This window comes from Umezawaea sp. NPDC059074 (genome assembly GCF_042738955.1).
Lineage (GTDB): Bacteria > Actinomycetota > Actinomycetes > Mycobacteriales > Pseudonocardiaceae > Umezawaea.
Genome location: NZ_JBHYHC010000134.1, coordinates 1 through 25,103 on the forward strand (window position 1 = coordinate 1; position 25,103 = coordinate 25,103).

The 25,103-nt window shown below is 70.9% G+C and carries 26 protein-coding genes and 1 pseudogene; 8 read left to right on the top strand and 19 right to left on the bottom strand.

Annotated elements, in window-relative coordinates; all coding sequences use genetic code 11:
• Positions 1-276: 276 nt before the first annotated feature.
• The 6 genes from ACFWW9_RS37850 to ACFWW9_RS37875 form a co-directional block, all read right to left on the bottom strand.
• Entirely contained in the window at positions 277-1,314 is a 1,038-nt protein-coding gene (locus ACFWW9_RS37850) for a carbohydrate kinase family protein (protein WP_390387261.1), read from the bottom strand.
• Between the two features lie 27 nt (positions 1,315-1,341).
• Positions 1,342-2,037 carry an RNA polymerase sigma factor ShbA gene (gene shbA / locus ACFWW9_RS37855; RefSeq protein ID WP_390387263.1) on the bottom strand — a complete coding sequence of 232 codons (696 nt, stop codon included), beginning with the start codon at positions 2,035-2,037 and terminating at the stop codon, positions 1,342-1,344.
• A 167-nt stretch (positions 2,038-2,204) separates the two neighbouring features.
• Positions 2,205-3,449, bottom strand: a complete 1,245-nt coding sequence (locus ACFWW9_RS37860) for a class I SAM-dependent methyltransferase (RefSeq protein WP_390387264.1) — start codon at positions 3,447-3,449, stop codon at positions 2,205-2,207.
• Complete coding sequence (locus ACFWW9_RS37865; RefSeq protein WP_390387292.1) at positions 3,446-4,171, bottom strand: DUF1365 domain-containing protein; 726 nt, start codon at positions 4,169-4,171, stop codon at positions 3,446-3,448. Before ACFWW9_RS37865 ends, ACFWW9_RS37860 begins: the two co-directional genes overlap by 4 nt.
• The gene (locus ACFWW9_RS37870) at positions 4,165-5,439 is read right to left on the bottom strand and encodes an NAD(P)/FAD-dependent oxidoreductase (protein WP_390387266.1); all 1,275 of its coding nucleotides are present in this window, start codon (positions 5,437-5,439) and stop codon (positions 4,165-4,167) included. The genes ACFWW9_RS37865 and ACFWW9_RS37870 overlap by 7 nt, the downstream gene beginning before the upstream one ends.
• Before the next feature lie 15 nt (positions 5,440-5,454).
• A complete protein-coding gene (locus ACFWW9_RS37875) occupies positions 5,455-6,153 on the bottom strand; it encodes an alpha/beta fold hydrolase (protein ID WP_390387267.1) in 699 nt (232 codons plus the stop codon).
• 678 nt (positions 6,154-6,831) lie between these two features.
• Here ACFWW9_RS37875 and dapA point away from each other — a divergent pair.
• From dapA to ACFWW9_RS37895, 4 genes are all read left to right on the top strand, one after another.
• Positions 6,832-7,683, top strand: a complete 852-nt coding sequence (gene dapA / locus ACFWW9_RS37880; RefSeq protein WP_390387268.1) for a 4-hydroxy-tetrahydrodipicolinate synthase — start codon at positions 6,832-6,834, stop codon at positions 7,681-7,683.
• A gap of 18 nt (positions 7,684-7,701) precedes the next feature.
• Positions 7,702-8,532, top strand: a complete 831-nt coding sequence (locus tag ACFWW9_RS37885; protein ID WP_390387269.1) for an alpha/beta fold hydrolase — start codon at positions 7,702-7,704, stop codon at positions 8,530-8,532.
• Positions 8,533-8,605: 73 nt separating this feature from the next.
• Positions 8,606-8,791, top strand: coding sequence for a helix-turn-helix transcriptional regulator (locus tag ACFWW9_RS37890; protein WP_390387270.1), 186 nt, complete (start codon positions 8,606-8,608; stop codon positions 8,789-8,791).
• Positions 8,792-8,795: 4 nt separating this feature from the next.
• Entirely contained in the window at positions 8,796-9,371 is a 576-nt protein-coding gene (locus tag ACFWW9_RS37895) for an NTP transferase domain-containing protein (protein ID WP_390387272.1), read from the top strand.
• Here the strand turns inward: ACFWW9_RS37895 and ACFWW9_RS37900 are convergent.
• On the bottom strand, positions 9,351-10,493 hold the full coding sequence (locus ACFWW9_RS37900; RefSeq protein WP_390387274.1) for an MFS transporter: 1,143 nt from the start codon (positions 10,491-10,493) through the stop codon (positions 9,351-9,353). The two genes, ACFWW9_RS37895 and ACFWW9_RS37900, sit on opposite strands and share 21 nt — an antisense overlap.
• A gap of 4 nt (positions 10,494-10,497) precedes the next feature.
• Entirely contained in the window at positions 10,498-11,253 is a 756-nt protein-coding gene (locus tag ACFWW9_RS37905; protein ID WP_390387276.1) for a DeoR/GlpR family DNA-binding transcription regulator, read from the bottom strand.
• A 126-nt stretch (positions 11,254-11,379) separates the two neighbouring features.
• Between ACFWW9_RS37905 and ACFWW9_RS37910 the strand changes: the two genes are divergently transcribed.
• Both ACFWW9_RS37910 and ACFWW9_RS37915 read left to right on the top strand, forming a co-directional pair.
• A complete protein-coding gene (locus tag ACFWW9_RS37910) occupies positions 11,380-12,120 on the top strand; it encodes an SIS domain-containing protein (RefSeq protein WP_390387277.1) in 741 nt (246 codons plus the stop codon).
• A gap of 110 nt (positions 12,121-12,230) precedes the next feature.
• Positions 12,231-13,847, top strand: coding sequence for a penicillin-binding transpeptidase domain-containing protein (locus ACFWW9_RS37915; protein ID WP_390387278.1), 1,617 nt, complete (start codon positions 12,231-12,233; stop codon positions 13,845-13,847).
• Here the strand turns inward: ACFWW9_RS37915 and ACFWW9_RS37920 are convergent.
• The 4 genes from ACFWW9_RS37920 to ACFWW9_RS37935 form a co-directional block, all read right to left on the bottom strand.
• Positions 13,819-15,717: an ABC transporter ATP-binding protein gene (locus tag ACFWW9_RS37920; RefSeq protein ID WP_390387293.1), complete on the bottom strand. Its 1,899-nt coding sequence runs from the start codon at positions 15,715-15,717 to the stop codon at positions 13,819-13,821. The genes ACFWW9_RS37915 and ACFWW9_RS37920 overlap by 29 nt on opposite strands.
• 97 nt (positions 15,718-15,814) lie before the next feature.
• Positions 15,815-16,618, bottom strand: a complete 804-nt coding sequence (locus tag ACFWW9_RS37925; RefSeq protein WP_390387279.1) for an enoyl-CoA hydratase/isomerase family protein — start codon at positions 16,616-16,618, stop codon at positions 15,815-15,817.
• 67 nt (positions 16,619-16,685) lie between these two features.
• Positions 16,686-16,895, bottom strand: coding sequence for a helix-turn-helix domain-containing protein (locus ACFWW9_RS37930; RefSeq protein WP_030473247.1), 210 nt, complete (start codon positions 16,893-16,895; stop codon positions 16,686-16,688).
• A 177-nt stretch (positions 16,896-17,072) separates the two neighbouring features.
• Complete coding sequence (locus tag ACFWW9_RS37935) at positions 17,073-18,701, bottom strand: ABC-F family ATP-binding cassette domain-containing protein (protein ID WP_390387282.1); 1,629 nt, start codon at positions 18,699-18,701, stop codon at positions 17,073-17,075.
• A 152-nt stretch (positions 18,702-18,853) separates the two neighbouring features.
• Here ACFWW9_RS37935 and ACFWW9_RS37940 point away from each other — a divergent pair, with 152 nt between their 5' ends.
• Positions 18,854-19,627: an SDR family oxidoreductase gene (locus ACFWW9_RS37940; RefSeq protein WP_390387283.1), complete on the top strand. Its 774-nt coding sequence runs from the start codon at positions 18,854-18,856 to the stop codon at positions 19,625-19,627.
• A 6-nt stretch (positions 19,628-19,633) separates the two neighbouring features.
• Here ACFWW9_RS37940 and ACFWW9_RS37945 read toward each other — a convergent pair whose 3' ends face one another.
• The 7 genes from ACFWW9_RS37945 to ACFWW9_RS37975 all read right to left on the bottom strand — a co-directional run bounded on the left by ACFWW9_RS37945 (position 19,634) and on the right by ACFWW9_RS37975 (position 24,490).
• The gene (locus ACFWW9_RS37945) at positions 19,634-20,821 is read right to left on the bottom strand and encodes a cytochrome P450 (RefSeq protein ID WP_390387284.1); all 1,188 of its coding nucleotides are present in this window, start codon (positions 20,819-20,821) and stop codon (positions 19,634-19,636) included.
• Positions 20,822-20,926: 105 nt separating this feature from the next.
• Positions 20,927-21,382, bottom strand: a complete 456-nt coding sequence (locus ACFWW9_RS37950; protein WP_390387286.1) for a hypothetical protein — start codon at positions 21,380-21,382, stop codon at positions 20,927-20,929.
• Positions 21,375-21,839: a SigE family RNA polymerase sigma factor gene (locus ACFWW9_RS37955; RefSeq protein ID WP_390387294.1), complete on the bottom strand. Its 465-nt coding sequence runs from the start codon at positions 21,837-21,839 to the stop codon at positions 21,375-21,377. Before ACFWW9_RS37955 ends, ACFWW9_RS37950 begins: the two co-directional genes overlap by 8 nt.
• Before the next feature lie 79 nt (positions 21,840-21,918).
• Positions 21,919-22,293: a hypothetical protein gene (locus ACFWW9_RS37960; RefSeq protein ID WP_390387287.1), complete on the bottom strand. Its 375-nt coding sequence runs from the start codon at positions 22,291-22,293 to the stop codon at positions 21,919-21,921.
• A gap of 140 nt (positions 22,294-22,433) precedes the next feature.
• A complete protein-coding gene (locus ACFWW9_RS37965; protein ID WP_390387289.1) occupies positions 22,434-22,568 on the bottom strand; it encodes a hypothetical protein in 135 nt (44 codons plus the stop codon).
• Positions 22,569-23,249: 681 nt separating this feature from the next.
• Positions 23,250-23,909 (bottom strand): acVLRF1 family peptidyl-tRNA hydrolase, encoded by a 660-nt coding sequence (locus ACFWW9_RS37970; RefSeq protein ID WP_390387290.1) that lies wholly within the window; start codon positions 23,907-23,909, stop codon positions 23,250-23,252.
• Positions 23,906-24,490, bottom strand: coding sequence for a hypothetical protein (locus tag ACFWW9_RS37975; protein WP_390387291.1), 585 nt, complete (start codon positions 24,488-24,490; stop codon positions 23,906-23,908). Before ACFWW9_RS37975 ends, ACFWW9_RS37970 begins: the two co-directional genes overlap by 4 nt.
• A 323-nt stretch (positions 24,491-24,813) precedes the next feature.
• On the opposite strand from ACFWW9_RS37975, the pseudogene ACFWW9_RS37980 reads away from it, so the two are divergent.
• Positions 24,814-25,103 (top strand): annotated as a pseudogene (locus ACFWW9_RS37980) (hypothetical protein); the annotation flags it as partial.

Here is a 25,103-nt window from a genome sequence, read left to right on the forward strand (position 1 = left end):
CCAAAAGGCAGTGCCCCAAAGCCCTGCCCGATCCACAAGTTTAAGGCCAAAATCCCCATGTCAAATCGGCCACGTTCCGTGGCCTGCGCCCGCCAGCCCCAGCGTGGTCGCCAAAGCTGGCGCCAGTCCCGTTGTGGTCACCAAGCCTGGCGCCGGTTCCGACTTACTTGGCCGCTAGGTAGCTAGCTCCATCCCCCATGGGTTATCCGGCGACCCATGGGTTCCACGTGGCTGGCGTCCTCCCCCCGCGCCCTCCCTCTTTGTCTAAATTATCTTTTAGTGTGGGCCGTGGAGGCGGATGGTGGCGCTGGCTCGTCTGACTTCGGCGTTGGCGTGACCCGGCAGTAGGTCGTCGAGGAAGCCATACGCACGGAGGTCGCCTTCTTCCCTCTTCCCCACTGTGCGCCACCAGGCTGCGATGTCGCCCCAGCCCGGTGCTGAGAGGGAGCCGCCGAAGTGTTGTACCGAGAGGGCCGCGCAAAGGTTTGCGAATCTGACTCGGTGGTCCAGTGGCCAGCCTGCCAGGGTGCCCAGTACGAAGCCCGCGCCGAACACGTCGCCTGCCCCGGTCGAATCCAAGGGGGCCACGTTGAGGCCGGGGACATCTGCTTTTTCGCCTGTTGCGGCGTCGTAGGCGAATGCGCCGCCCCCTCCCCTCGTCACGACCACCACCGGGACGTATTCGGACAGGGCCACGGCTGCCGCTTCCGCTGTGTCCTGTCTGGTGTAGTGCATTGCTTCTTTGTCGTTCGGGAGGAAGAAGTCGTAGCCGTTCAGGCGTTTGAGGAGGGACGGGGCCCAGACCTCTGTGCGGTCCCAGCCGATGTCGGCGAAGAGGAGTGCTCCCTGCGCTTTCGCGCGGGACACCCAGGACTCCTCTTCCGGTTGGATGTGGACGAACGCCGCCCTTGTGGACGGTGGGGTCGCCAACAGCTGATCCGCCGAGATGGGTGGGCGGTGGCCGTGGGTGACCATGCTGCGGTCGTTCTCCATCGCCATGGAGACCGTGACCGGGGAGTGCCAGCCGTAGAAGCGGCGGCAGTACGTGAGGTCCACGCCTTCCTGCTCGGCGAGGGTTTCCCAGCAGAAGTCGCCGTAGACGTCCTCGCCGAAGGCGGCCGCCAGCGCGGTGCGCAGTTGGAGCCTGCTCAACGCGACCGCGAGGTTGGCGATGCCGCCGGGGCACGAGCCCAGGCCTTCGGCCCAGACCTCCGTGCCCGCGGCGGGCGGGCGGGGCAGGCCGGTGAAGATGATGTCCAGGAACACCGTGCCCGACAACAGCACGTCGAAGGCGGGCGGTTCGGCGGTCGTCATCCCCATACGATGCCGGCCGTCGGTGGATCAGCCGTCCACCGACGCCAACATCTCGCGCAAACGGGCGAGAGCCCGGTGCTGGGCGACGCGGACCGCGCCGGGAGTCGAGCCGACGGCGTTGGCGGTCTCCTCGGCGGTCAGGCCGACGGCGACGCGGAGCACGAGGATCTCGCGCTGGCGGTCCGGGAGGCGGTGCAGGAGTTGCACGACGGTCTCGAGGGTCTCGCCGTTCATGGCGCGCTGCTCCGGCCCCGCTTCGAGGGTCGGGCAGTCCGGCAGCTCCGGGACGACCTCGGACCGGCTGCGGACGGCGCGGCGGCGGGCGTCGGCGACCTTGTGGGCCGCGATGCCGTAGACGAACGCCAGGAACGAGCCGGGCTCGTAGCGGTACTTCGAGAGCGCCGAGACGACGGCCAGGCACACTTCCTGGGCGATGTCGTCCGCGGACACCAGGGTGCGCTCCCGACTGCCCACGCGGGCGCGGCAGTAGCGCAGGACGAGCGGCTGGATGCGGGCCAGCAGCTGCTCGACGGCACGGCGGTTGCCCGCGAGGGCCTGGTCGACGATGTCGACCAGTTCAGCCTCGACGAGCCATTGGGTGCTCACTACGGGGGCGGCGGACCCCGTGATCAACCGGACGTGGGGCCGACCGACCGGGGCTTCGTCGCCGTCCGTGCCGATGCCGAACCCGACATCGGCGCGCACAGGCGATGGATGGACCATCCGGCGACCTCCTCGCAACAAGCGTCCCGGCATTGCCCGGCTCACAGGAGAGAGGAGTCCCCAGTCGTGCCGCTGATACCGCTCTCTTCAAGCTGACCACGAAGATGGGCCGAAAGGCCTCACGAGCACCCGGTCGGGGGCACACGTCGACCGAACGGACTAACGCGTCAGGCTTTCACGTACGCGAACTGCCGCACGTCGAGGTAGCCGACCCGGAAGCCCGCCTCGGAGTACGCGAGGTAGAACTCCCACATCCGCTTGAACGTCTCGTCGAAACCGAAGCCGCTGACGTCGTTCCACCTGGTCAGGAAGGTCTCGCGCCACTGCCGCAGGGTCTCGGCGTAGTCCAGGCCGAACGCTCGGGACGAGACCTCGCGCAGGCCGGTGTGCTCGCGCACGGTCTTGTCGATCGCCTGGACGGACGGGATCAGGCCGCCGGGGAACACGTACTTGTGGATCCACGTGTAGCTGCGCGCGCTGGCCAGCATCCGGTCGTGCGGCATCGTGATCGCCTGGAGGCCCACCCGGCCGCCGGGCACGAGGACGCGGTCGAGCACGCCGAAGTACGTCGGCCAGTACTCCGCCCCGACGGCCTCGATCATCTCCACGCTGACCACGGCGTCGTACTTCCCGTGCTCCTCGCGGTAGTCGCGCAGGTGGATCTCGACGCGGTCGGACAGCCCGGCCTCGGCGACCCGCTGCTGCGCGAGCTTGCGCTGCTCGGCGGAGATCGTCAGGGACGTCACGGTCGCGCCGCGCTGCGCGGCCCGCACGGCGAGCGCGCCCCAGCCCGTGCCGATCTCCAGCACGCGGCTGCCCTCGCGGACACCGGCGTAGTCGAGGACGCCGTCGATCTTGCGGAGCTGACCCGCCACGAGCTCGCGGTCGTCGCCGCTCTCGTCGAACAGCGCCGACGAGTAGCTCATGGTCTCGTCGAGGAACGTGGCGAACAGGTCGTTCGACAGGTCGTAGTGGCGGCTGATGTTCTCGCGGGCGCCCTCGACCGAGTTGGCCTCGGAGTCCGGGTGCCGCAGCTCGACCCAGCGGCGCATGAGCTGGAGCTTCGGCGGGATCAGCGTGGTGAGCTTCGCGGCGAACGCGCTGAGCAGGTCGGCGAGCGCCGTCGTGCTCCAGTCGCCGACCATGTACGCCTCGCCGAAGCCGATCTTGGCGTCGGCGCCGAGCCGGTGGAAGAACGCGGCGGGCCGGTGGATCCGCATGACGGGCGCGTCCGGGCCGCCCGCGCCGATGCGGACGCCGTTCGGCAGCACGACGCGGACCGGCAGCGAGGCGACGGCGCGGCGGAACAGCGACTCCGCGATGCGGGCCTTGAGGGGGGACTTGGGCGGTGTGTCGAGGCCGGGCCACACACCCTGGTTCGGGCGGGGCACCGAGACGTCGAGGGTGCTCATCGGTTACTCCTGGGGGTGATAGGCAGGCGGCGCAGCCACAGCGTGATGCCGTGGACTCGGATGAGGGTGGACACGCGCAGCGTCATCAACGGTCGCCGAACGAGCAGGCGCGCGAGATTCGCCGGGGTGACGGTCTTGCGGACACCGTGCAGACCGGCGGTGAAAGGTGTCTTCCCGTTCTGCCGCAACGCGATCGTCACGGACAGGCGGTCGTCGGGTTCGGGCAGCCGCATGAGGTAGCGGCCGCCCATGTCCAGGAACGGCGACACGTAGAACGCCTTGTCGACCTGCGCCCGGCCGGCGCTGTCGGTCTCCAGCAGGTACGGGTGGCGTTCGCCGTAGGTGTTGTGGACCTCCGCCACGACGCACGCCAGCGCGCCGTCCGGCCGGTGGCACCAGTAGACGGACAGGGGGTTGAACACGTGGCCGAGCAGTCGGGCGTTGGCGAGCATCAGCACCCGCCCTCCCGCGAGGTCGACACCGCGTTCGGCCAGCCACCGATCAAGGTTCTCGCGGATCGTGCGGTTCCGCTCGACAGGCGTGTCGGCGTGCGGCCCGAAGTGGTCGCGGGCCTCGAACCGGGCGAACGGCCGCAGCCACCACGGGAGGCGCGGCAGCCGGTCCAGGTCGACCAGCCACAGGTACACCTTGTGGCTGAACGCCCGGTCGATCCGCTCACGGCGGGTGTGGCTGACCTCGGCCTCGTAGAGCGCTGTCACCAGCGCACCCCGAGGCTCTCCGCCGCTCGCACGCCCGAGGCGCAGCCGTCCTCGTGGAAGCCCCAGCCCTGGTAGGCGCCCGCGAACGCGGTGACGCCGTCGTTGAGCGAGGGCAGGCGGCGCTGGGCGGCCACCGACTCCGGGGTGTAGAGCGGGTGCTCGTACACCATCTTCTTGAGCACCTTGCGCTCGTCGATCCGGTCGGTCGCGTTGAGCGTGACGACGTAGTCGAGCGGTTCGACGAGTCGCATCAGCCGGTTCATGTGGTAGCTGACGACCACGGGACCGGAGTCCTCGTGGCAGGACGTCTTGAGCAGGTTCCACGACGCCTTCGCGCCCGCGCTGACGGGCAGCACGCTCGGGTCGTTGTGCAGCCAGGTCTCGTTGCGCGAGTAGGTGAACGCGCCGAGCACGCCCTTCTCCTCGGGCGTCGCGTCGGCGAGCAGCCGCAGCGCCTGGTCGGGGTGCGTGGCCACGACGACCTTGTCGACCTCGTGCTTCTGGTCGGCGTCGTCGCGCACCTCCACGCCGTCGGCCGTGCGGACCACCGCGCGGACCGGGGTGGACACGTTGACGGCCGTCAGGCCCTTGGCCGCGCGTTCCACGTAGGTGCCCGAGCCGCCGACGACCGTGCGCCACTGCGGCGTGCCGCCGATGGCGAGCATCCCGTGGTTGGCGAGGAACTCGAACAGGTAGCGCGCCGGGTAGCTGGTGCTCAGACCGGGGCCGGACGACCACACCGCGGACACGACCGGCACCACGAAGTGGTCGACGAAGTAGCGGGAGTAGCCGCCGATGGCGAGGAACGCGGCGAGCGTGACGCCGTCGGCGTCCGGCGAGTCGATCAGCCTGCGCGCGTGCCGGTGGAACCGGGTCACCTCGGCCAGCATCCGCAGGTAGGCGGGCTTCGCCAGGTTGCGCGGCTGGGCGAACAGGCCGGGCAGCTTGCGGGCCCCGGCGTACTCCAGGCCGCAGCCGTCGCAGCGGACGCTCATCGACATCTCGGAGTCCTGCGTGGACACGCCGAGTTCGCGGAACAACCGCAGCAGGTTCGGGTAGGTGCGCTCGTTGTGCACGATGAACCCGCTGTCGATCCGCGCGGTGCCACCGTCCGGGGTGGTCAACTCGTGGGTGTGCGCGTGCCCGCCGAGGCGGTCGTCGGCCTCGAACAGCAGCACGTCGTACTGCCGCTGGAGCAGGTAGGCCGCGGTCAGACCGGACACGCCGCTGCCGATCACGGCGACCCGTCGACGTCCGGATTCCTGTGCCACGGGTGTGTCCTCTCGTCAGTGTGCTGTCTTGAGCGGGACGTCCAAGCCGTCCGGCGTGCGCTCTCGCATGGCGTTCGCGATATCGGCCGCCCGCGGTTCGAACCCGAGCTCTCCGAGAACGAAGTCCACGACGAGCCGAGTCCAGTCACGGGCCCGCTTGAGCATCGCGTGACCATCCCCCAGCACGGAAAACCGAGCCACCCGGTTCGCCACACCCCTGGCCTGAACCGCGTACCGGTAGGACTCGGCCGGATCGGTCATCCGCTCCCGGTCCCCGTGCGCGATGAGCAACGCCCGCCCAGCAAGCTGCGCAACCGGCTCACCAGGCTCAATCCACGGCGCCAACGCACAAACCGCCACCACGGTCGGATGATCGGCAACCCGCAACGCAGTACGCCCACCCATCGAATGCCCGACAAGCACCACGGGAACACCGGGATGAGCACGCTCGATCTCCGCAAGCGCCCACCGAGCATCACGAACAGGATCAAGATCGGGCGCGTTCCACCCACGAACCCGATACCGCAACATCCGCACCTCAAGCCCGTGCCGAGCACCAGCGGAATGCAGGGCACGCCCGAACGGCACCATCCGCAGGACAGCGAGCTGATAGCGGTGCACCCGACCGTGACCACGTGACCGTCCACCGTGCAGCACAAGGGCCACGGCGCGCACGTCGACCGACGCCCGGAACACGTCGACTTGGGGCTCCATGCCGACATATTCGGTTCGCCACAACACCCCGGACGCCCATTGCGATCCAGATCACACGGACTTCACGCCACCGTGGCAAGCCACCACACCACCCCAGGTTCCACACGTGGCCTGCACGGCACTGCGACCAAGGACCCCCGCCCCAACTCGCCCCGCGCCTTACCGGCCTCGACCTTTCGGGCCCCCGCCCCCAACCGTCCCCCGTGACCAACCGGCACACACTCTCTCGGGCCCCCGGCCCCAACCCGCACCGCACCTCACCGCCACTGACCTTTCGGGCCCCCGGCCCCAACCCGCACCGCACCTCACCGCCGCCGACCTTTCGGGCCCCCGGCCCCAACCCGCACCGCACCTCACCGCCGCTGACCTTTCGGGCCCCCGGCCGCCACTCGCACCGCTACCAATCGTTCCGTGCCGGCAGGTTCTTTCAAACCCCAACCCTGGCGACCCCCGATTGCTTTTGCGCCCTCACCCCTTTTCACTTTGTCAAGGCGTCTTTCCAGCCTTGACAAAGTGAAAAGGGGTGAGATAATTGGCGCAATCGGGGTTCAGCCCACCCCCAGATCAGCCCACCATGAAGCAGCTCTAAACAATACCCCCAACAAACATTCGCTGGACCAGCCTTCCCCCACGGACCAGCATCCCCCCATGCCCCCTTTCGGGAACAACCTGGTAGCCATGGCCACCCCCATGACCCCAACAGGCGAGATCGACCAAGACAGCCTCACCTCCCTGATCACCCACCTCCTGACCACCAACGCCGACGGCCTGGTAGTAGCAGGCACCACAGGAGAATCCCCCACCCTCACCCCAGAAGAAACAACCCACCTAATCCACACCGTCAAGTCCCAAACATCCACCCAGGCAAAGGTCATCGCAGGCATAGGCACCTACAACACCGCCGAAAGCACAACCAGAGCCCAAGCCGCCAAGGAAGCCGGAGCAGACGCCCTACTCCTGGTAACCCCGTACTACTCCCGCCCCACCCAACAAGGCGTAATCGCCCACTGCACCGCAGTAGCCGACGCCACAGACCTCCCGGTCATGCTCTACGACGTCCCAGCCCGCACAGGCACCCCACTGGACGAATCCACCCTCATCACCCTGGCAACCCACCCCAGGATCCAGGCGGTCAAGGACGCCAAGGGCGACCTCTTCCAAGCGATGTCCGTCATGTCCCGCACCACCCTCGCCTACTACTCGGGCATAGACGAACTCAACCTCGCCTACCTCGCCTGCGGAGCAACAGGCGTGGTCAGCGTCACCGGCAACATCGCCGCAGCCCACAACGCCGACCTCATCCAAGCCATCCGATCCAACAACCTCACCAAGGCCAGAGCGATCCACCGCGACCTCATCCCGATCACGAACGCCATCATGCGCACCTCCCAGGGCGCGATCATGGCCAAAGCAGCCCTGGCGCACCAAGGAATCATCCGGCACGCCTCCGTCCGCCTCCCCCTCCTCGAATCCCCACCCGACCACCTCGACCTCCTCACCGCCGCACTGTCCACCCTCCCCGCGAGATGAAGCGTTAAAGTCCCGACCGTGGTCGAACACCTGAGCATCCCCACCCCCGAGGGCACTTTCGACGCCATCGCCGAGGGCCCCGAGAACGGGCGGCCGGTCCTGCTGCTGCACGGCTTCCCGCAGGGCGCGATGTGCTGGGACCACCAGGTCCAGGTGCTCGGCGCGCAGGGTTTCCGGGCTGTCGCGCCGGATCAGCGGGGCTACTCCCCCGGTGTCCGGCCGACCGCCCCAGCCCAGTACGGCATCTCCCAGCTCGTCGGCGACGTGCTGGCCATCGCGGACGAGTTGGCGTGGCCGGTGTTCGACCTCGTCGGCCACGACTGGGGCGCGGCGGTCGCGTGGCACACCGCCGCCGACCACCCGGACCGGCTCCGGAGCCTGACCGCCGTCTCGACCCCACACCCCGCCGCGCTGGCCAACGCGATCCGCACGGACGAGGACCAGCACGCCCGCTCGCAGTACATGACCGAGTGGCGCAACTCGAACACCGAACAGCGCATGCTCGACAACGACGGCGAGGCCCTGCGCAGGCTGTTCGACTGGAAGGTCGCGCCGAGCCGGGTCGACGAGTACGTCCGCCGCCTGTCCGAGCCGGGCGCGATGACCGCGGCCCTCAACTGGTACCGCGCGGGCCGGGCCGCGAGCCGGATCGACAAGGTCTCCGTCCCCACGATGTACATCTGGAGCACCGAGGACACCGTCTTCGGCTCGGCGGCGGCGTTCGACACCGAGAACTGGGTCAGCGGGCCGTACCACTTCCAGATGGTCGAGGACGTGTCGCACTGGATCCCGGACGAGGCCTCCGAGCTGATGACCAGCCTGCTGCTCGCGCACCTGTCCGTGCGGTGAACTGATCCCGTATTCCCGGTGGCCAATCTCGGCCACACGTGAACCGTTGAAGCTTCTACTGCGTGATCAGTGCATGACGGAGTTGACCTACTCGGAGTGGCGGGTCGCGACCCTCGCCGCTGGTGGCCACACCAACCGGGCGATCGCGAAACGGCTTCACATCACGGTAAGCACGGTCGAACAACACCTGACCAGGGTGTACCGCAAGCTCGGCGTGCGCCGCCGGGCCGACCTGATCGGCCACGAAGCCCTAGTCTGACCGCATGTCGATCGCCGGGTTGCTGCTCGCGGCCGGTGCCGGGCGCCGCTTCGGCTCCCCGAAGGCGCTGGTCTCCCACCACGGCTCGCTGTTCGTGGAGTCGGCGGCGGAAGTGTTGCGGCGGGCGGGATGCGACCCGGTGGTCGTGGTGCTCGGCGCGGCGGCCGACCAGGTGCGGGCACGGGCGTCGCTCGGCGCGGCGGTCGTGCTGGACAACCCGGACTGGGCGACGGGCATGGGCTCGTCGCTGCGGGTCGGGCTGACCGAGGTGGCGGCCACCGGGGCCGACGCGGTGGTCGTGCTCCCGGTCGACACCCCCGGCGTGACGGTCGAGGCGGTGCTACGGCTAGCGGCACTCGCCGCTCCCGATTCGTTGGCACGAGCGGCTTTCCACGGTGAGCCCGGCCATCCCGTGCTGATCGGCCGGGCCCACTGGGAGGGCGTCCTGGAGACCTCCACCGGTGACGCCGGGGCCCGCGACTACCTCCGCGCGCACGCCGTGCTGGCCGTGCCGTGCGAGGACGTCGCCGACGGCTCCGACGTCGACCGGCCGGAAGACCTAGACCGCTGGGCGAAGTGATCCAGCCGCGAGCGCGATTCCCAGGCAGCACAACGGGAGCACGCCCAGCGCGAGCGGCAGCGACGTCGCGTGCGACAGCAGGCCGATCAGCGGCGGACCCAGCAGGAACCCGGCCCAGCCCGCGGTCGCGACACCCGCGATGGCCTGCCCGGCGTGCGCGTCGGACTGCGCCGCGGCGGAGCTGAACACCACCGGCACGATGCACGCGATGCCGAGTCCGAACACCGCGAAACCCACCAGCACCAACCAGAACTGGCCCACGAGCAGGGCGACGCCGAACGTGAGGCCGCCGACCGCGGCGAGCACGCCGACCACGCGGGCGGGCCCGAACTTCGCCACCCAGCCGTCGCCGCCGACGCGGCCGAGGAACATCGCCACGGCGAACACCCCGTAGCCCAGGCCCGCGCGTTCCGCGGGCACGTCGAGCGTGTCGCGCAGGTAGACGGCCGCCCAGTCGCCGACCGCGCCCTCCGCGATCAGCCCGGCGAACATGATCACGGCCAACACCAGGACCCGCTTGTCCCGCCACGGCAAGCCGAGCTTGTGCTCCTCGGCGGCCTGGTCGTCGCCCAGCATCGGCCGGATGAGCGGCCACGCCACCAGCAGCAGCGCGAGGGTGAACGCGATCATCTGGTCGCGCAGGCCGACGCCGAACGTGATGGCCAGCGCGCCGAGCCCGACACCGGCGAACGCGCCCAGGCTCCACCACGCGTGGAAGCTCGACAGGATCGGCCTGCCGTAGGCGGACTCGACCGAGATGGCCTGGGTGTTCATCGCGACGTCGAGCGAGCCGATGAACCCGCCCCACACCACGATGATCGCGAACAGCCACGGCGCGGTCGGGGCCACGCCGAGCGCGGGCGTGACGAGCGCGAAGGCGAGGAACGTCGCCAGCACGACCCGTTTGCTGCCCCACTTCGCGATGGCCCGACCGGTGACGAGCATGGCGATGACCGACCCGACCGGCGCGCCGAGCAGCACGAGGCCGAGCGTGCCGTCGTTGAGGCCAAGGTGGTCCTTCACCGCCGGGATGTGCGGTGTCCACGCGCCGAACACGGCGGCGTGGATCGCGAACACGAGGATCGTCGACACCCGCGCGGCCTTCGGCGGCGCTGCGAGCACAGGGCTAGACAAGGTGCACTTCCACTCCGGCCTCGCGCAGGGCGGCGACCTCGTCGGCAGGGGCGTCCTCGTCGGTGACGAGGACGTCGAGGGCCTCGACCGGGCAGACCCGGCCGAAGGCGGTGCGACCGAACTTCGAGCTGTCGATCGCGGCGATCACGCGCGCGGAGGCCGTGACGGCGGCCTTCTTCACCGCGCCTTCGAGCAGGTCGTGCGCGGAGATCCCGTTGCGCACGCTCAGTCCGCAACTGCCGAGCACCATGGTGTCGAAGCGCATGACGTCGAACGCGTACTCGGTCAGCGGCCCGACGAACGACAGCTCGCCGGGGCGCAGGTCGCCGCCGGGCAGGACCAGGCGGACGCGGTCGGCGCCCATGAGCGCGTTCGCGACGTGCAGGGTCAGCGGCAGCACGGTCAGCCTGCGGGTGGTCAGCAACCGCGCCGCCTCCACGGTCGTGCTGCCGCCGTCGATGACGATGCTCTCGCCGTCGTCGATCAGCTCGGACACCGCGAGGGCGATCCGCCGCTTCACGTCGATGCGGTGCTTGCTCCGCGCCGCGAACGGGGTCTCCTCGCTGGTCAGCATGCCCACGGCCGCGCCGCGCACGCGCCGCAGCAGGTCGTCGCGCTCCAGCGTGTCGAGGTCCCGCCGGACCGTCATCTCCGAGCAGCCGATCAGCTCGGCCAGCGCCGCGACGGTGACCCGCTCGCCGTTGCGCAGGCTCCCCAGGATCAGTTCATGCCGCTTCTCACTTTCCACGTGTTCATACGAACACGAACGATGTTCGGAGCGCAAGGCTTTCGCGAACACCGTCCATCGGGTAGGACTAGCCCCGTGCCCAGTGGTGTGGACCACTAGGGGGCCGCGACGACGGAGGACGACCGCATGACGAGCGAGACCGTGACCGGATCCGACTACGGCAACCTGGTGCGCGACCACCTGCTGAGGGTGGAGCAGCAGAACGCGTCCGCGCTGGACGACGTGGCCGAACTGGTCCTGGCGAGCGTGCTCGCGGACGGCATGGTCCTCACCGCGGGCGCGGGCCACTCGCTGGCGGCGGTCGCCGAGACCTTCTACCGCGCGGGCGGCCTGGCCTGCGTGCGGCCGGTCTACCACCCGGAACTGCTGCCGATGCACGGCGCCATCAGCAGCACGGCGGCCGAGCGCCGCTCGGGCTTGGCGGCGGAGGTGCTGCGCGACACCGGCCTCGCGGCGCACGACGTGCTGTTCGTGTTCTCCACCTCGGGCGTGAACCCCTACCCCGTCGAGCTGGCGATCCAGGCCGTGGACGCGGGCTGCCCCGTCGTCGCGGTGACCTCGGTCGCCGCCAGCGCGCTGGCCCCACGCCGCGCGGGCACGACGCTCGCCGAGGTGGCGACCGTCGTGCTGGACAACGTGGTGCCGCCCGGCGACTCGACCTACCCGGTCGACGAGCCCGTGACGGCGGCGATCTCCACGGTCGCCACGGCGTTCCTGTGGAACCTGCTGATGGTGCGGCTGTTCGACAAGGCCGCCGAGCAGAACGTGCACCTGCCGCTGTGGCGCAGCGCGAACGTGGAGGGCGGCGACGCGGCCAACGCGGACCTGCTGCGGCACTACCAGACCCGCGTCCCGCAGCTGGGCTGAGCCCTTCGGCACATCATCGCCGAAAGCCCACTGAACCTCCACACGACCTCGCTACGTTCCAGGGCGAGGGGCGGCACCTCCCGGTGCCCGTGAGTGGGGGTTTCAGCTACATGGACGAGAGAACACGTCGGAGAGTCCTGATCGCCGGTGGCCTCACGGCCGCCGTGGTGATCGGGATCGGCGGGGCCGTGGTGTGGGCGGGCACGGGCAGCGCCCCGCACCCGGAGCCGGGGTCCCAGGCGACCGGCGCGAGCACACCCGCGATGGCCTCGCCGAGCACGGTGGCCCAGGCCTTCGCCACGGCGTTCACCGACGGCAACGCCGCCAAGGCCGCTGCCGCCACCGACGCGGAGCCGGTGGCGGCAGCGGCGGTGACGAAGTCGCTGGCGGGGATGTCCGGCGCGAAGTACCGGGTGCAGTTGGGGGCTGTCCCGCCGGTGGCCGGGGACGCGACGACCACGTCGATCCCGGCCGACGTCACGTGGTCGCTGCCGAGCGGCGACCCGTGGAAGTACCGGACGACGTTCGAGATGAAGCGCGACGACCGGCAGTGGCGCGTGCACTGGACGTCCGCGCTGCTGCACCCGAAGCTCGGTGACGGCCAGACGCTCGCCTACCTGCCGCAGTCCGGGGACGGCGCGCTGCTCGACCGCGCTGGCACGCCGGTGCCCACCGACACCGGCGCGTACGCCGCGGCGGTCATGCCGGGTGTGCGCACGGCCGTGGGCAGCCTCAACGGCAGTCCCGGCTGGAAGGTCGTCGGGGTCGACGCCGCGGACGCGCCCGTGACGACGCTGGAGGAGATGGCGGCGGTGGTGACGAAGTCCGCCACCCTCACCCTCGACAAGGCCGTCCAGGACGCCGCGCAGGCCGCGGTCGACGGCGTGCCGCAGGAGGCGGCGATCGTCGCGCTCGACACCAAGAGCGGCGAGATCCTCGCCGTGGCGCAGAACGCGCCCGCCTCGGCCACCGGACCGGTCGCGCTCGGCTACCTGCACGAACCGGGCTCGACGTTCAAGATGGTCACGGCCGCGGCCGCCGTCGAGAGCGGCGCGGTCGGCATCGACACCCCCGTGGAGTGCCCCGGCGAGGCCACGATCGGCACCCGCCGCATCCCCAACGAGGGCAAGTTCGACCTGGGCACGGTCCCGCTGCGCAAGGCGTTCGCCCAGTCCTGCAACACCACGTTCGGCAAGCTGTCGGCGGACCTGCCCGCGGGCGCGCTGACGAGCACCGCGCTCCAGTTCGGCATCGGCGCGGACTTCACCATCGCGGGCATCACCACCAACACCGGCAAGGTCCCGCCCGCGCAGGACGTGGCGGAGCGGGTGGAGGACGGCATCGGCCAGGGCAAGGTGCAGACCACCCCGTTCGGGATGGCGCTGGCCGCCGCGACCGTCGCCAACGGCGGCGCGACGCCCGTGCCGCAGCTGATCCGGGAGATCCCCACGGTCAAGAACACCGACCTGCCGGGGCTGCCCGCGGCCGCCGCGCAGGCGTTGCGGCCGATGATGCGCGAGGTCGTTACCAGCGGCACGGCGACAGGCCTCGCGCCGTTCGGCCAGGTGTCCGGCAAGACCGGCACCGCCCAGTTCGGCGACGGCACCGGCGCGCACGGCTGGTTCGTCGGCTACCGCGGCACGATGGCGTTCGCGGTGCTGGTGGTGAACGGCGGCTCGTCGAAAGCCGCCGTCGCCGTCAGCGGGACGTTCCTGGGTGCTCTGTGACGAGCGAGAACTTCGGCGTGGGAACCACGCTGACCTGCGGTGACTCGTCGAACTGGGTGTGGTACAGCTCGGCGTAGCGCCCGTCGGCGGCGAGGAGGTCGTGGTGCGTTCCGCGTTCCACGACCTCCCCGTCCTCCACGACGAGGATGGTGTCGGCGGCCCGGATCGTGGACAGCCGGTGCGCGATCACCAGCGCGGTCCGGCCCTTGAGCGCCTCGGTCAGCGCGGCCTGCACGGCGGTCTCGGACTCCGAGTCCAGGTGGGCCGTCGCCTCGTCCAGGATCACCACGCGGGGGCGCGCGAGCAGCAGGCGGGCGATGGTCAACCGCTGCCGCTCACCGCCGGAGAGCCGGTAGCCGCGCTCCCCCACCACGGTCTCCAGCCCGTCGGGCAGCGACTCGATCAGCGTGCCCAGCCGGGCCCGGCCGATGGCGTCCCACAGCTCCTCGTCGGTCGCCGACGGCCGCGCGTAGACCAGGTTCGCCCGGATCGTGTCGTGGAACAGGTGCCCGTCCTGGGTCACCACGCCGACCGCGTCGCGCACGGCGTCGAAGCCCAGCTCGCGGACGTCCACACCGGACAGCCGCACCGACCCGGACTCCACGTCGTACAGCCGCGGCACGAGCGAGGCGATGGTCGACTTGCCCGCGCCGGACGACCCGACCAGCGCCACCAGCTGCCCCGGCTCGGCGGTGAAGCTGATGCCGTGCAGCACCTCCTGGCCGCCGCGGGTGTCCAATGTGCTCACCGACTCCAGCGACGCCAGCGACACCTTGTCCGCGGACGGGTAGCCGAACCGCACGTCGGCGAACTCCACGGACACCGGGCCGTCGGGCACGGACTTCGGTGACGCGGCCTCGGCCACCATCGGCTTGAGGTCCAGCACCTCGAAGACCCGCTCGAACGACACCAGCGCGGTCATCACGTCGACGCGGGCGTTGGCCAGCGCCGTCAGCGGCGAGTAGAGCCGCGACAGCAGCAGCGCCAGCGACACGACCGTGCCCGGCTCCAGGCGCCCGGTCAGCGCCAGGTACCCGCCGAGCCCGTAGACCAACGCCTGGGCCAGCGCGGACACCAGCGTCAGCCCGGTCATGAACCAGCGGGTGGCCATCGCGGTCCTCACGCCGATGTCGCGCACCCGCAGCGCGCGGTCGCCGAACTCGTCGGCCTCCTCGCGGGGCCGCCCGAACAGCTTGACCAGGGTCGCGCCGGGCGCGGAGAACCGTTCGGTCATCTGGGTGGTCATGCCCGCGTTGAGGTTCGCGGCCTCGCGCTGGAGGTCGGCCATCCGGTTGCCCATGCGCCGGGCGGGCAGCACGAACACCGGCAGCAGGACCAGGGCGAGCGCGGTGACCTGCCAGGACAGGGTGAGCATCACGACGAGCGTGAGCGAGAGCTGGATGACGTTGGTGACCACGCCGGACAACGTGGAGGTGAACGCCCGCTGGGCGCCGATCACGTCGTTGTTGAGGCGGCTGACGAGCGCGCCGGTGCGGGTGCGGGTGAAGAACGCGACCGGCATCTTCTGCACGTGCTCGAACACGGCGCGGCGCAGGTCGTAGATCAGGCCCTCGCCGATGCGGGTGGACTGCCAGCGCTCCGCCAGGCCGAGCCCGGCGTCGACGATCGCGATGCCGGCGATCAGCAGGGCCAGCCACACGACGACCGACACCGGCCGGGCCTGCACGATCGCGTCGACCACCCGGCCCGCCAGGACGGGGGTGCTCACCGCCAGGACCGACGACACGACCGTGAGCAGCAGGAACGCCACCAACTTGGCCCGGTGCGGGCGCGCGAAGGTCACCACGCGCCGCAACGTCCCCGCTCGCACCCCCTTGGGCGCGTCGGCGGCGCGCATGGCGCTCATCATCAATCCCCAGGAACCGGCTCCGCTGTCCACGAGGTGAGTCAACACCACCGAGGAGCGGGAAAATCCCTGTTCGCCGTCAGGCGAACGGAGGTGGTCCCTACGCCTTCACGAGCGCGGCCAGTTCGGCGAGCCGCCGCAACTGCGCCTCGCGCTCCAACGCCAACTGCTCCTCCTCCGAGGAACCGTCGGCCGCGGCGGCGATCAGCGCCAGGGTCTCCCGCACGGCGCCCGCCATCGGCCGGGTGATCGACCCGACGAGGTCCTCGACCGCCGCGTCCAGCCCTTCGGCGGGCACGACGGTGTTGGCCAGCCCGATCCGCAGCGCCTCGGCCGCGCCGACGCGCCGCCCGGTCACGCAGATCTCGGCGGCGCGCGCGTACCCCACGGCCCGGACCAGCGGCAGCGTGCCGCCCAGGTCGGGCACGAGGCCCAACGTCGTCTCGGCCATGGAGAACTGCACGTCCTCGGCCACGACCCGCAGGTCGCACGCGAGGGCGAGCTGGAAGCCGGCCCCGATGGCGTGCCCGGCCACGGCCGCGATCGTCACCCGTTGAGGGTCCCGCAGCCAGCGGAACCCCTCCTGGAACTCGGCGATCAGCGCGGCCCCGGCCTCGGGTCCGCGCGCCACGATCTCCGACAGCCCCGGTTCTCCCGGCACCCCGCCCGCGAACATCCGCCGGTCGAGCCCCGCCGAGAACGCGCGACCAGAACCCCGGACGACCACCACGAGGACGTCCGGGTCCAGGCCTTCGCCGATCGCCCGCAACGCCTGCCAGGTCGACGGCGTCTGCGCGTTGAGCACATCGGGGCGGTCGAGGGTGATGGTCGCGCGCGGCCCGTCCACGACGAGCCGCACACCTCCACGTTCCAGCAGACCGGCGTCGATGGGCGTGGCCGACATGCTGGAACCTCCGGGTCCGGTGGGGCGCCGCGAGTGCTGGGCGCCCGTGATGTTACCGGAGGGTAGCTTACTTCTTCTTGGTTCGGGTGGCGCCACCGCGACCGCGCAGCGTGACACCGGACTCGGACAGAACCCGGTGGACGAAGCCATAGGAGCGCCCGGTCGACTCAGCCAACGCCCGGATGCTCGCGCCCTTTTCGTACTTCTTCTTCAGGTCAGCGGCCAGCTTGTCCCGTGTGGCGCCGGTGATCCGGGCGCCCTTCTTCAGGTCAGCCACCATGTCCCGCCTTCCGTCCGAGCAGGTCGGGCCGCTTTCGGGCCCCTGTCGTCGCAATGATCGAACACGACGGACCAGAACGCCAGGCGATCATGCAAAATGATCTGTGCGTGATCATGTGATCACGCACAGCCACCCCTTTGATCACGCTTGCCGAAAAGTGCTGCTTCCCTTGGCTCAGGCCAACTGCACGAGTTCGAGGTAGTCCGCGGACCAGTGGTCCTCGGTCCCGTCGGGGAGAAGGATCACCCGCTCGGGCTCCAGCGCCTCGACCGCTCCGGGGTCGTGCGTGACGAGGACGACGGCGCCCTGGTAGCGCCGCAGCGCGTCCAGCACCTGCTCGCGGCTGGCCGGGTCGAGGTTGTTCGTCGGCTCGTCGAGCAGCAGCACGTTCGCCGCGCTGGACACGAGGCCCGCGAGCGCGAGCCGCGTCTTCTCGCCGCCGGACAGGGTGCCCGCGGGCTGGTCGAGCTGCTCGCCGCTGAACAGGAACGTGCCGAGCAGCTGCCGGAGCTGCTGCTCCTGCGTGTCCGGGGCGGCGTGGCGGATGTTCTCCCACACGCTGGCCGAGTGGTCGAGCGTCTCGTGCTCCTGCGCGAAGTAGCCGATCTTCAGGCCGTGGCCGGGGATCAGCTCGCCCGCGTCCGGCTTCTCCATCTTGCCGAGCAGCCGCAGCAGCGTCGTCTTGCCCGCGCCGTTGAGGCCGAGGATCACGACCCGCGAGCCCTTGTCGATGGCCAGGTCGACGCCGGTGAAGATCTCCAGCGACCCGTAGGACTTGCTCAGCCCCTCCGCCATCAACGGGGTCTTGCCGCAGGTCGCGGGCTCCGGGAAGCGGATCTTCGCGACCTTGTCCGCCACCCGCGTCTCGTCCAGGCCCGCGAGCATCTTCTCCGCGCGCTTGGCCATGTTCTGCGCGGCGACGGCCTTCGTGGCCTTGGCGCGCATCTTGTCGGCCTGGGCGAACAGCACGCCCGCCTTCTTCTCGGCGTTCGCGCGCTCGCGGCGGCGGCGCTTCTCGTCCGCGGACCGGGCCTCGAGGTACTTCTTCCAGCCCATGTTGTACAGGTCGACCTCGCCGCGGGTGGCGTCGAGGAACCAGACCTTGTTCACCACGTCGTCGAGCAGCTCCACGTCGTGGCTGATCACCACGAGGCCGCCCTCGTGCGACTTGAGGAAGCCGCGCAGCCACGAGATCGAGTCGGCGTCGAGGTGGTTCGTCGGCTCGTCGATCAGCAGGATCGTGCTGGACTTCGCGCCGACACCGGCCTCGGAGGCGGCGAACAGGATGCGCGCCAGCTCGACGCGGCGGCGCTGGCCGCCGGAGAGCGTGCTCAGCGGTTGCGCCAGGATCCGGTCCGCCAGGCCGAGGTTCGCGCAGATGCGCGCGGCTTCGCTCTCCGCGGCGTACCCGCCGAGCGAGGAGAAGCGGTCCTCCAGCTTGCCGTAGCGGGTGACGGCCTTGTCCAACTCCTTGGGGTCGACCAGTTCCGCCATCGCGGTCTGCGTCTTCTCCATGTCCCGCAGGATCTGGTCCAGCCCGCGAGCCGACAGCACGCGGTCCTTCGCGATCACCGACAGGTCGCCCTCGCGCGGGTCCTGCGGCAGGTAGCCGAGTTCGCCGGTGCGCCGCACGTCGCCGCCGTAGGGCAGGCCCTCGCCTGCCAGCACGCGCAACGAGGTCGTCTTGCCCGCGCCGTTGCGGCCGACGAGGCCGATGCGGTCGCCGGGCTGGACGCGGAGGTTGGCTTCCGAGAGCAGGATGCGCGAACCCGCGCGCAACTCGATGTTCGTAGCCGTGATCACAGCGAAGCTCCAGGTGAGGTGGTCATGCGGAAAGGAGGGGTCGGCGGATGAACACGCGCTGGACCTACTCGATCAGGATGACCACGCCACCAGTCTACGGGCTGCGGGCGAACGGATTTGCCAGATGTGGGCACCGGCATACATTCGTGCGCATGACGGAGACGTTCGCAGGCAGGACCGCGCTGGTCACGGGCGCGAGCCGGGGAATCGGTTTCGGTGTGGCGCACGAGCTGCTGGCGCTGGGCGCGTCGGTGGCCATCACCGGGCGCAAGCCGGACTCGATCGCCGAGGCCGGGCGGAAGCTGGTCGAGGACACCGGGGTGCCCGAGGACCGGGTCCTGGCGCTGGCGAGCAACGCGGGCAACGACGACGACCGCGCCACGGCCGTCGACGCGGTCGTGGCGCGGTTCGGCCGGATCGACGTGCTGGTCAACAACACCGGCATCAACCCGGTCTTCGGCGCGCTGATGGACGCCGACCTCGGGGCCGTGCGGAAGATCTTCGACGTGAACGTGGTGGCGGCACTGGGTTTCACCCAGCTCGTGTGGAAGGCGTGGATGGCCGAGCACGGCGGCGCGGTCGTGAACATGGCGTCGGTGGGCGGGATCCGGTCCACCGGGGCCATCGCGGCGTACGGCGCGAGCAAGGCCGCGCTGATCCGGCTGACCGAGGAACTGGCGTGGCAGCTGGGCCCGAAGGTCCGGGTCAACGCCGTCGCGCCCGCCGTGGTGAAGACGAAGTTCGCCGAGGCGCTCTACACCGGCCGTGAGGAGGAGGCGTCGCGGCAGTACCCGCTCAAGCGCCTCGGCACGCCGGAGGACGTGGCCCGGCTCGTGGCCTTCCTCGCCTCCGACGCCGCCGCGTGGATCACCGGCGAGACCGTCCGCGTCGACGGCGGCCTGCTGGCGACCGGCACCCTCGGCTGACCCCGGTCAGAGGGTCACGCGCAACGACGTCAGCCGCCACGTGCCGGGGTCGGGCGCGCGGTCCTCGACGGGCTCGGCCGGCGCCAGCGCGGGAAAACGGCGCAGCAGCGCCGAGAGCGCGACCTCGGTCTGCACCTTCGCCAGCGACGCGCCGAGGCAGAAGTGCGGGCCGTGGCCGAACCCGAGGTGGCCCGCGCCCGAGGACCGGGTGACGTCCAGCTCGTCGGGATCGTCGTGGGCGCGGGGATCGCGGTTCGTGGCCGCCACCACGGCCGTGACGGCCTCGCCCTCGCGCACGACCTCGCCGAACAGCTCGACGTCCTCCGTGGCGTAGCGCGGGATCGACAGCAGCGCCGGGCCGCACCAGCGGATCAGCTCCTCCACGGCGCGCGGCATGAGCGACTCGTCGGCCCGCAGCCTCGCGAGCTGCTCCGGGTGCGCGAACAGGGCGCGCACGGCGTTCGGGATGAGGTTCGACGGCGTCTGGCCCGCCAGCACGAGGTGCCACACCAGCGTGACGAGCTCGGTCTCGCTCAGCCGGTCGCCGTCGGTGTCGCGCACCCGGATCAGCTCGGCCAGCAGGTCGCCGTCCGGCACTTCGCGACGGCTCGCGACGGCGGCCTTCGCGCCCGCCAGCACCTCGGGGATCGAGTCGGCGAAGCCCTGCCCGTAGCCCGCCGCGATGTTCGCCCCGTGCTCGCGCCACGTCGGCCGGTCCTCCGCGGGGATGCCGACCAGCTCGCAGATCACGTCGATCGGCACCAGCCACGCGAAGTGCCGCAGCAGGTCCACCGAGCCGTCCTCGACGTGCGACGGCAGCTCGTCGAGCAGCCCGTCCACGATCGGCTCGATCCGCGCGCGGAAGTCGGCGGCCCGGCGCGCGGTGAACGCGGGCGACACGAGCCTGCGCAGCCGGGCGTGCTCAGGGCCGTTCATCTCGGACATCGTCCGCAGGTACTTCAGGCAGTGCTCGGGCACGCCTTGAGGGGCGACGAAGCTGTGCTCGTTGATCACGAACCGCGGGTCGCCGAGCATCGCCCGCGCGTCGGCGTGCCGGGTCAGCGCCCACAGCGGCGCCCTGCCGGGGATCACGATCCGCGCCAGCGGCGACGCCTCCCGCACCCGCCCGTAGGCGGTGAACGGGTCGCGCACGACGTCGGGGTCGCTGAGGTGGATCTCGGGGGTGGTGGACATGGGTTCTCCCGTGGACGTCGACTCGATTTCAGATGATCACATCATCCGGATGGTGACGGTATCTCGAATCGGGACACACGGCAAACACCGGGAACGGGGAGGGGCCTACCTGGTCGTGGCGGGCGGCGTGACCGTCGTGGTGGTCGCCTGGGGCGGCGGATCGCCCGCCGACGTGGCGGGCGTCGCCGGCGACGTGGTGGTCGTGGTGGGGGTGACCGAGGTCGAGACCTCCACCGGCGGTTCGACCACGGTGGTGGGCATCGGCTTCACCGGCGAACTCTCCTGGGACGCGGGCTGCCGCGTCGTCGTCGAGCTGGTGGCCGGAGGCCCTGCGGGCTCCACGGGCCGGGTCGGCACCTCACCGGGCTTGAGCGCGAGCACCAGCACGGCCGCGGCCACGACGGCGGCGGTCCCGACGCCACTGCCCACCACCGCCATCGTGCGCCGCCGCTTCCGGACCGCCTCACCGCCGGCGATGATGTCGTCGGCCGTCAGCGACCGCGCGGGCATCGGCGCCGCGCGCAGCTTCTCGAAGGTGCCCTTCAGGTCGTCCTCACGCACGGCGAGACACCTCCTGCCACAGGTCGGCGTACTGGGGTCCGAGGCGCTGGCGGAGCGTCGCCAGGCCTCGGGCGCTCTGGCTCTTGACCGTCCCGCTGGTGCACCCCAGCGCGGAAGCGGTCTCCTCCACGCTCAGGTCGTGCCAGAACCGCAGCACCAGCACGGCGCGCTGGCGCGCACCGAGGACCGACATCGCCTGCCACACGACGAGCCGGTCCTCGATGTGCTCACCACCGGACGGCATCTCCGGAGGGGCGTCGGTCAGCTTCTCCCGACGCCACCGCATCCGCCGCCGTTCCGCGAGGAACGTCCGCACCACGATCTTCCGCGTGTAGGCGCCCAAACCCTCCCGCCGGGCCAGTTTCGGGCCCGCCAGGTACAGCTTGAGGAACGCGGCCTGCACCACGTCCTCGGCCTCGTGCCAGTTGCCGCACAGCAGGAAGGCCGTGAAGCGCATCGAATCGGCCGTGAGGTCGAAGTGCCGGGTGAACTCGGCGTTCCAGGTCGGGTCGGTCACGCGCGCGGTGCTCTCCCGATCAGCGCTGGACGGTGGTGGTCGGAGTCGCAGGGTACGACGTGGCCTCCGGGGAGGTCGCGATCGTGGTCGTCGGCGCGGCCGGGAGCGTGGTGGTGGGGACGGGCAGCTCGGTGGGCGGCTGCGCGGGCAACGTGGTCGTGGGGATCGGCAGCTGGGTCGTCGGCTGCGGCGTGACCGGGATCGGCGACTGCGTGGCCGGGGACGTGGCGATCGTGGTCGTCGGCAGGGGCTTGACCGTGGTCGTCGGCTGCGGCTTGACCGTCGACGTCGGCGCGGGGTCGCCGCCGCCGGAGGCGAACGCGATGGTCGGGACGGCGATGCCGAGCCCGCCGAGCACCACGGCACCGGCCACCACGACGAGACGTTTGCGCACTTTGCTGCTCCTAGGGGTTTCGCGGGCGGCTCGTTCGCCGCCCTCACCCCTATCCATGCGCTGGGCCCGAACCCCGGTTGCACCGAGTTTTCGCGACTTTCCGGCCCCGCCCGCGAAGGACGGGGCCGGAAAGGTCTCGACTAGGGCTCCACCGGCACGGGCGTGCCGGGCGAACCCTGACCGCCGCCGTTGTCGGGCAGGTCGGGGCTCGTGGGGACACCGGGCAGGCCGGGGACGCCGGGGACGCCGGGCTGGCTCGGCTCACCGGGGGTCACGGGGCCACCGGGCTCGCCCGGCAGACCGGGATCGCCGGGGTTCCCACGCTCGGGCTCGACCGGGGCCGGCTCGCCGGGAGTGTTGACCCCGCCGTCGCCCGGATGACACGGACCGGGCGGGATCGACCCCTCGCCGGGACCACCACCCAGGCCACCGCCCGGAGCGGGGGGAAGCTCCGCGGGCGGAGGAACCTCACCGCCGCCGTTGCCACCACCCGACGGAGGCGGAACCTCCAGTGGCGGAGGCGTTTCACCACCCGCGCCACCACCGCTCGGCGGAGCCGGAACGTCCAGCGGCGGAGGCGTTTCGACACCGGCGCCGCCGCCCAGCGGAGGTGGCACATCCCACGGCGGAGGCGAACCGACTCCGCCGCCACCCAGTCCGCCGCCACCCAACGGCGGCGGGACGTTCAGGGGCGGCGGCGTGGTCACGTCACCTTGTCCCCCACCGAAAACAGGCGGCACCTCGCCGCCGGGAAGACCGCCCGTGTCGGGCCGTCCTCCGATCTCCCCCGAGACGGGCGGGATCCCCGGCAGCTCCCCGCACGCCATCGCGGGCGCCGCAAGGGCGAGACTGCCGAACACCACCACTCCCGCGACAAGCACAAGTCTCTTGCGCACCAACACTCCTCTGATCCGACGAGTGCCACGACGGCACCCCGTCAAGATCATTGAATCGGCTCAGGGCGTCTCAGGTGGCCGAACCACGATTTCCACCGCACGCGCTCGCACAGCCGCCTCGTCGAGCACCGCGCGCCGTGGTTCGGCGACCTCCAGCACCCGCTCCCCCGCCTTCGCGAACACCGCCGAAAGCCGCCGGTCCGCGCGCAGCACGTCCAACGCCTGCCGGTCCCCGCCGAGCACCACCGCGTCCAACCCGTCCACCACCGGACCGAGCACTCGCACCGCGTCCGCCGCCGCGGCCTCCAACGCCACCCGCGCCTGCCCCGAGCGCCGCCGCGCGAACCGCTGCTGCGACCACCCTCCCGCCTTGTTCCGCCCGTGCACCTGGCGGCTGTCGGTCGTCGACACCTCGACCACGCCGTCGCGGGCGATCCCGACGCTGTGCCCGCCGAGGCGCACCAGCAGCAGCCCGATCCGCCGCGGCACGAGCGCGTGCGCCACCAGCCCGGCGAGCGTGGGCGTCGTCAACGGCGGGTACGGCACGTCCACCTCGGCCCGCGTCCCGTCGACGGCGGTGACCACCACGTGGACGGGAGCGACCACCGTGCGGGACACCCCGCCGTGCCGGAGCCCGAACCGGTCGAACCACCCTTCGAGCCGCTCCGGCTCGACCTCGACCGCGCGACCGCCTCCCGACACCGCGCGGACGCGGCTCAAGCCGGGGCCACGGCGACCCACACCGGCAGCGGGTGGCCGCTCTCGCCGGGCGAGAGCCGCTGCACCGCCCCGAAGCCGGCGAGCGCGAACTGCTCGGCCATCTGCTCGGGCGTGAGCACGCGGTGCCGGGTCGCGACGGACGACGAGATCTGCCACGTGCCGAGCGCCCGTTCGAACTGCACGACCTCCAGCTCGTAGGACTCGCCGTCGTTCGACCAGTCCCACAGCTGCACGGTCACCTGCCTGCTCTCGCCGCGGCCGAGGACCTTCGGCGGCGCGGTGATCGGCCGGAGCCTGCTCAACCGGTCCAACTCGGGGACGGCGGCCACCAGGATGCCGCCGGGCCGAAGGCATTTCCGGGCGAGCAGGAACGCCTGGTCGAGCGCGTTCTCGTGGGCCAGCCGGGGCACCAGGTCGTCGCTCGCCCGCACCACGTCCACCACCCGCCCGTAGGGCTGGTGGGTGATGTCCATGAGGTCCAGGACCCGGTGCTCACCAGGGCCGAGCACGGCGCGCGCCACCTCGACGAGCACGTCTTCCGGCTCGCGGCCTCCTGAGGCGAAATCCTGGCCCGAAGTCACCGTCGACACAGTAGAGCCACCCGATCAGGCGTCGCCAGTAGGTGGCAGGTCGCTGGTGGCCCGACCCGGTCTGGATCGGGCCACCACGACGGCACAACCGACACCGAAGGGGGTTTTCCCGCACATCCGGGGCCTCGTGCACAATGTTACCGGCGGGTTCACACTGGGCGAAGCACCGACGATCACCACTTGACAGATAGGCATCACGAGCGAAAACGTGTAACCCGTACGGACCAACCATTGACTCCATCCGGTCGCCACCAACGCCCATCGTTGGCGGGTAGGGTCACTTGGGCGTGATCTAATGACAGCGGGGAGTCACCATGACCAACGCTGCCGGTCGACCTACTCTGTCTGTCGAAGACATCGATTCGACGGGCCACGGCAGTCTGGCGCAGCTCCTGACCACGGGACCGTTTCCCGAGGCCCTGAGAGCCGCGATCAAAGCGAGTCGGCTCAGTCTGGACCGCATCCAGCACCGCTTGGGCCTGCGCGGGGTCACCATCAGCGTCGCGACGCTCAGCTACTGGCAGTCGGGTGGACGTCGTCCCCTCCGGCCGGAGTCGCGGGTCGCGCGGCGGCATCAGGAGTGCGTGCTGGGTGTCCCGCACGC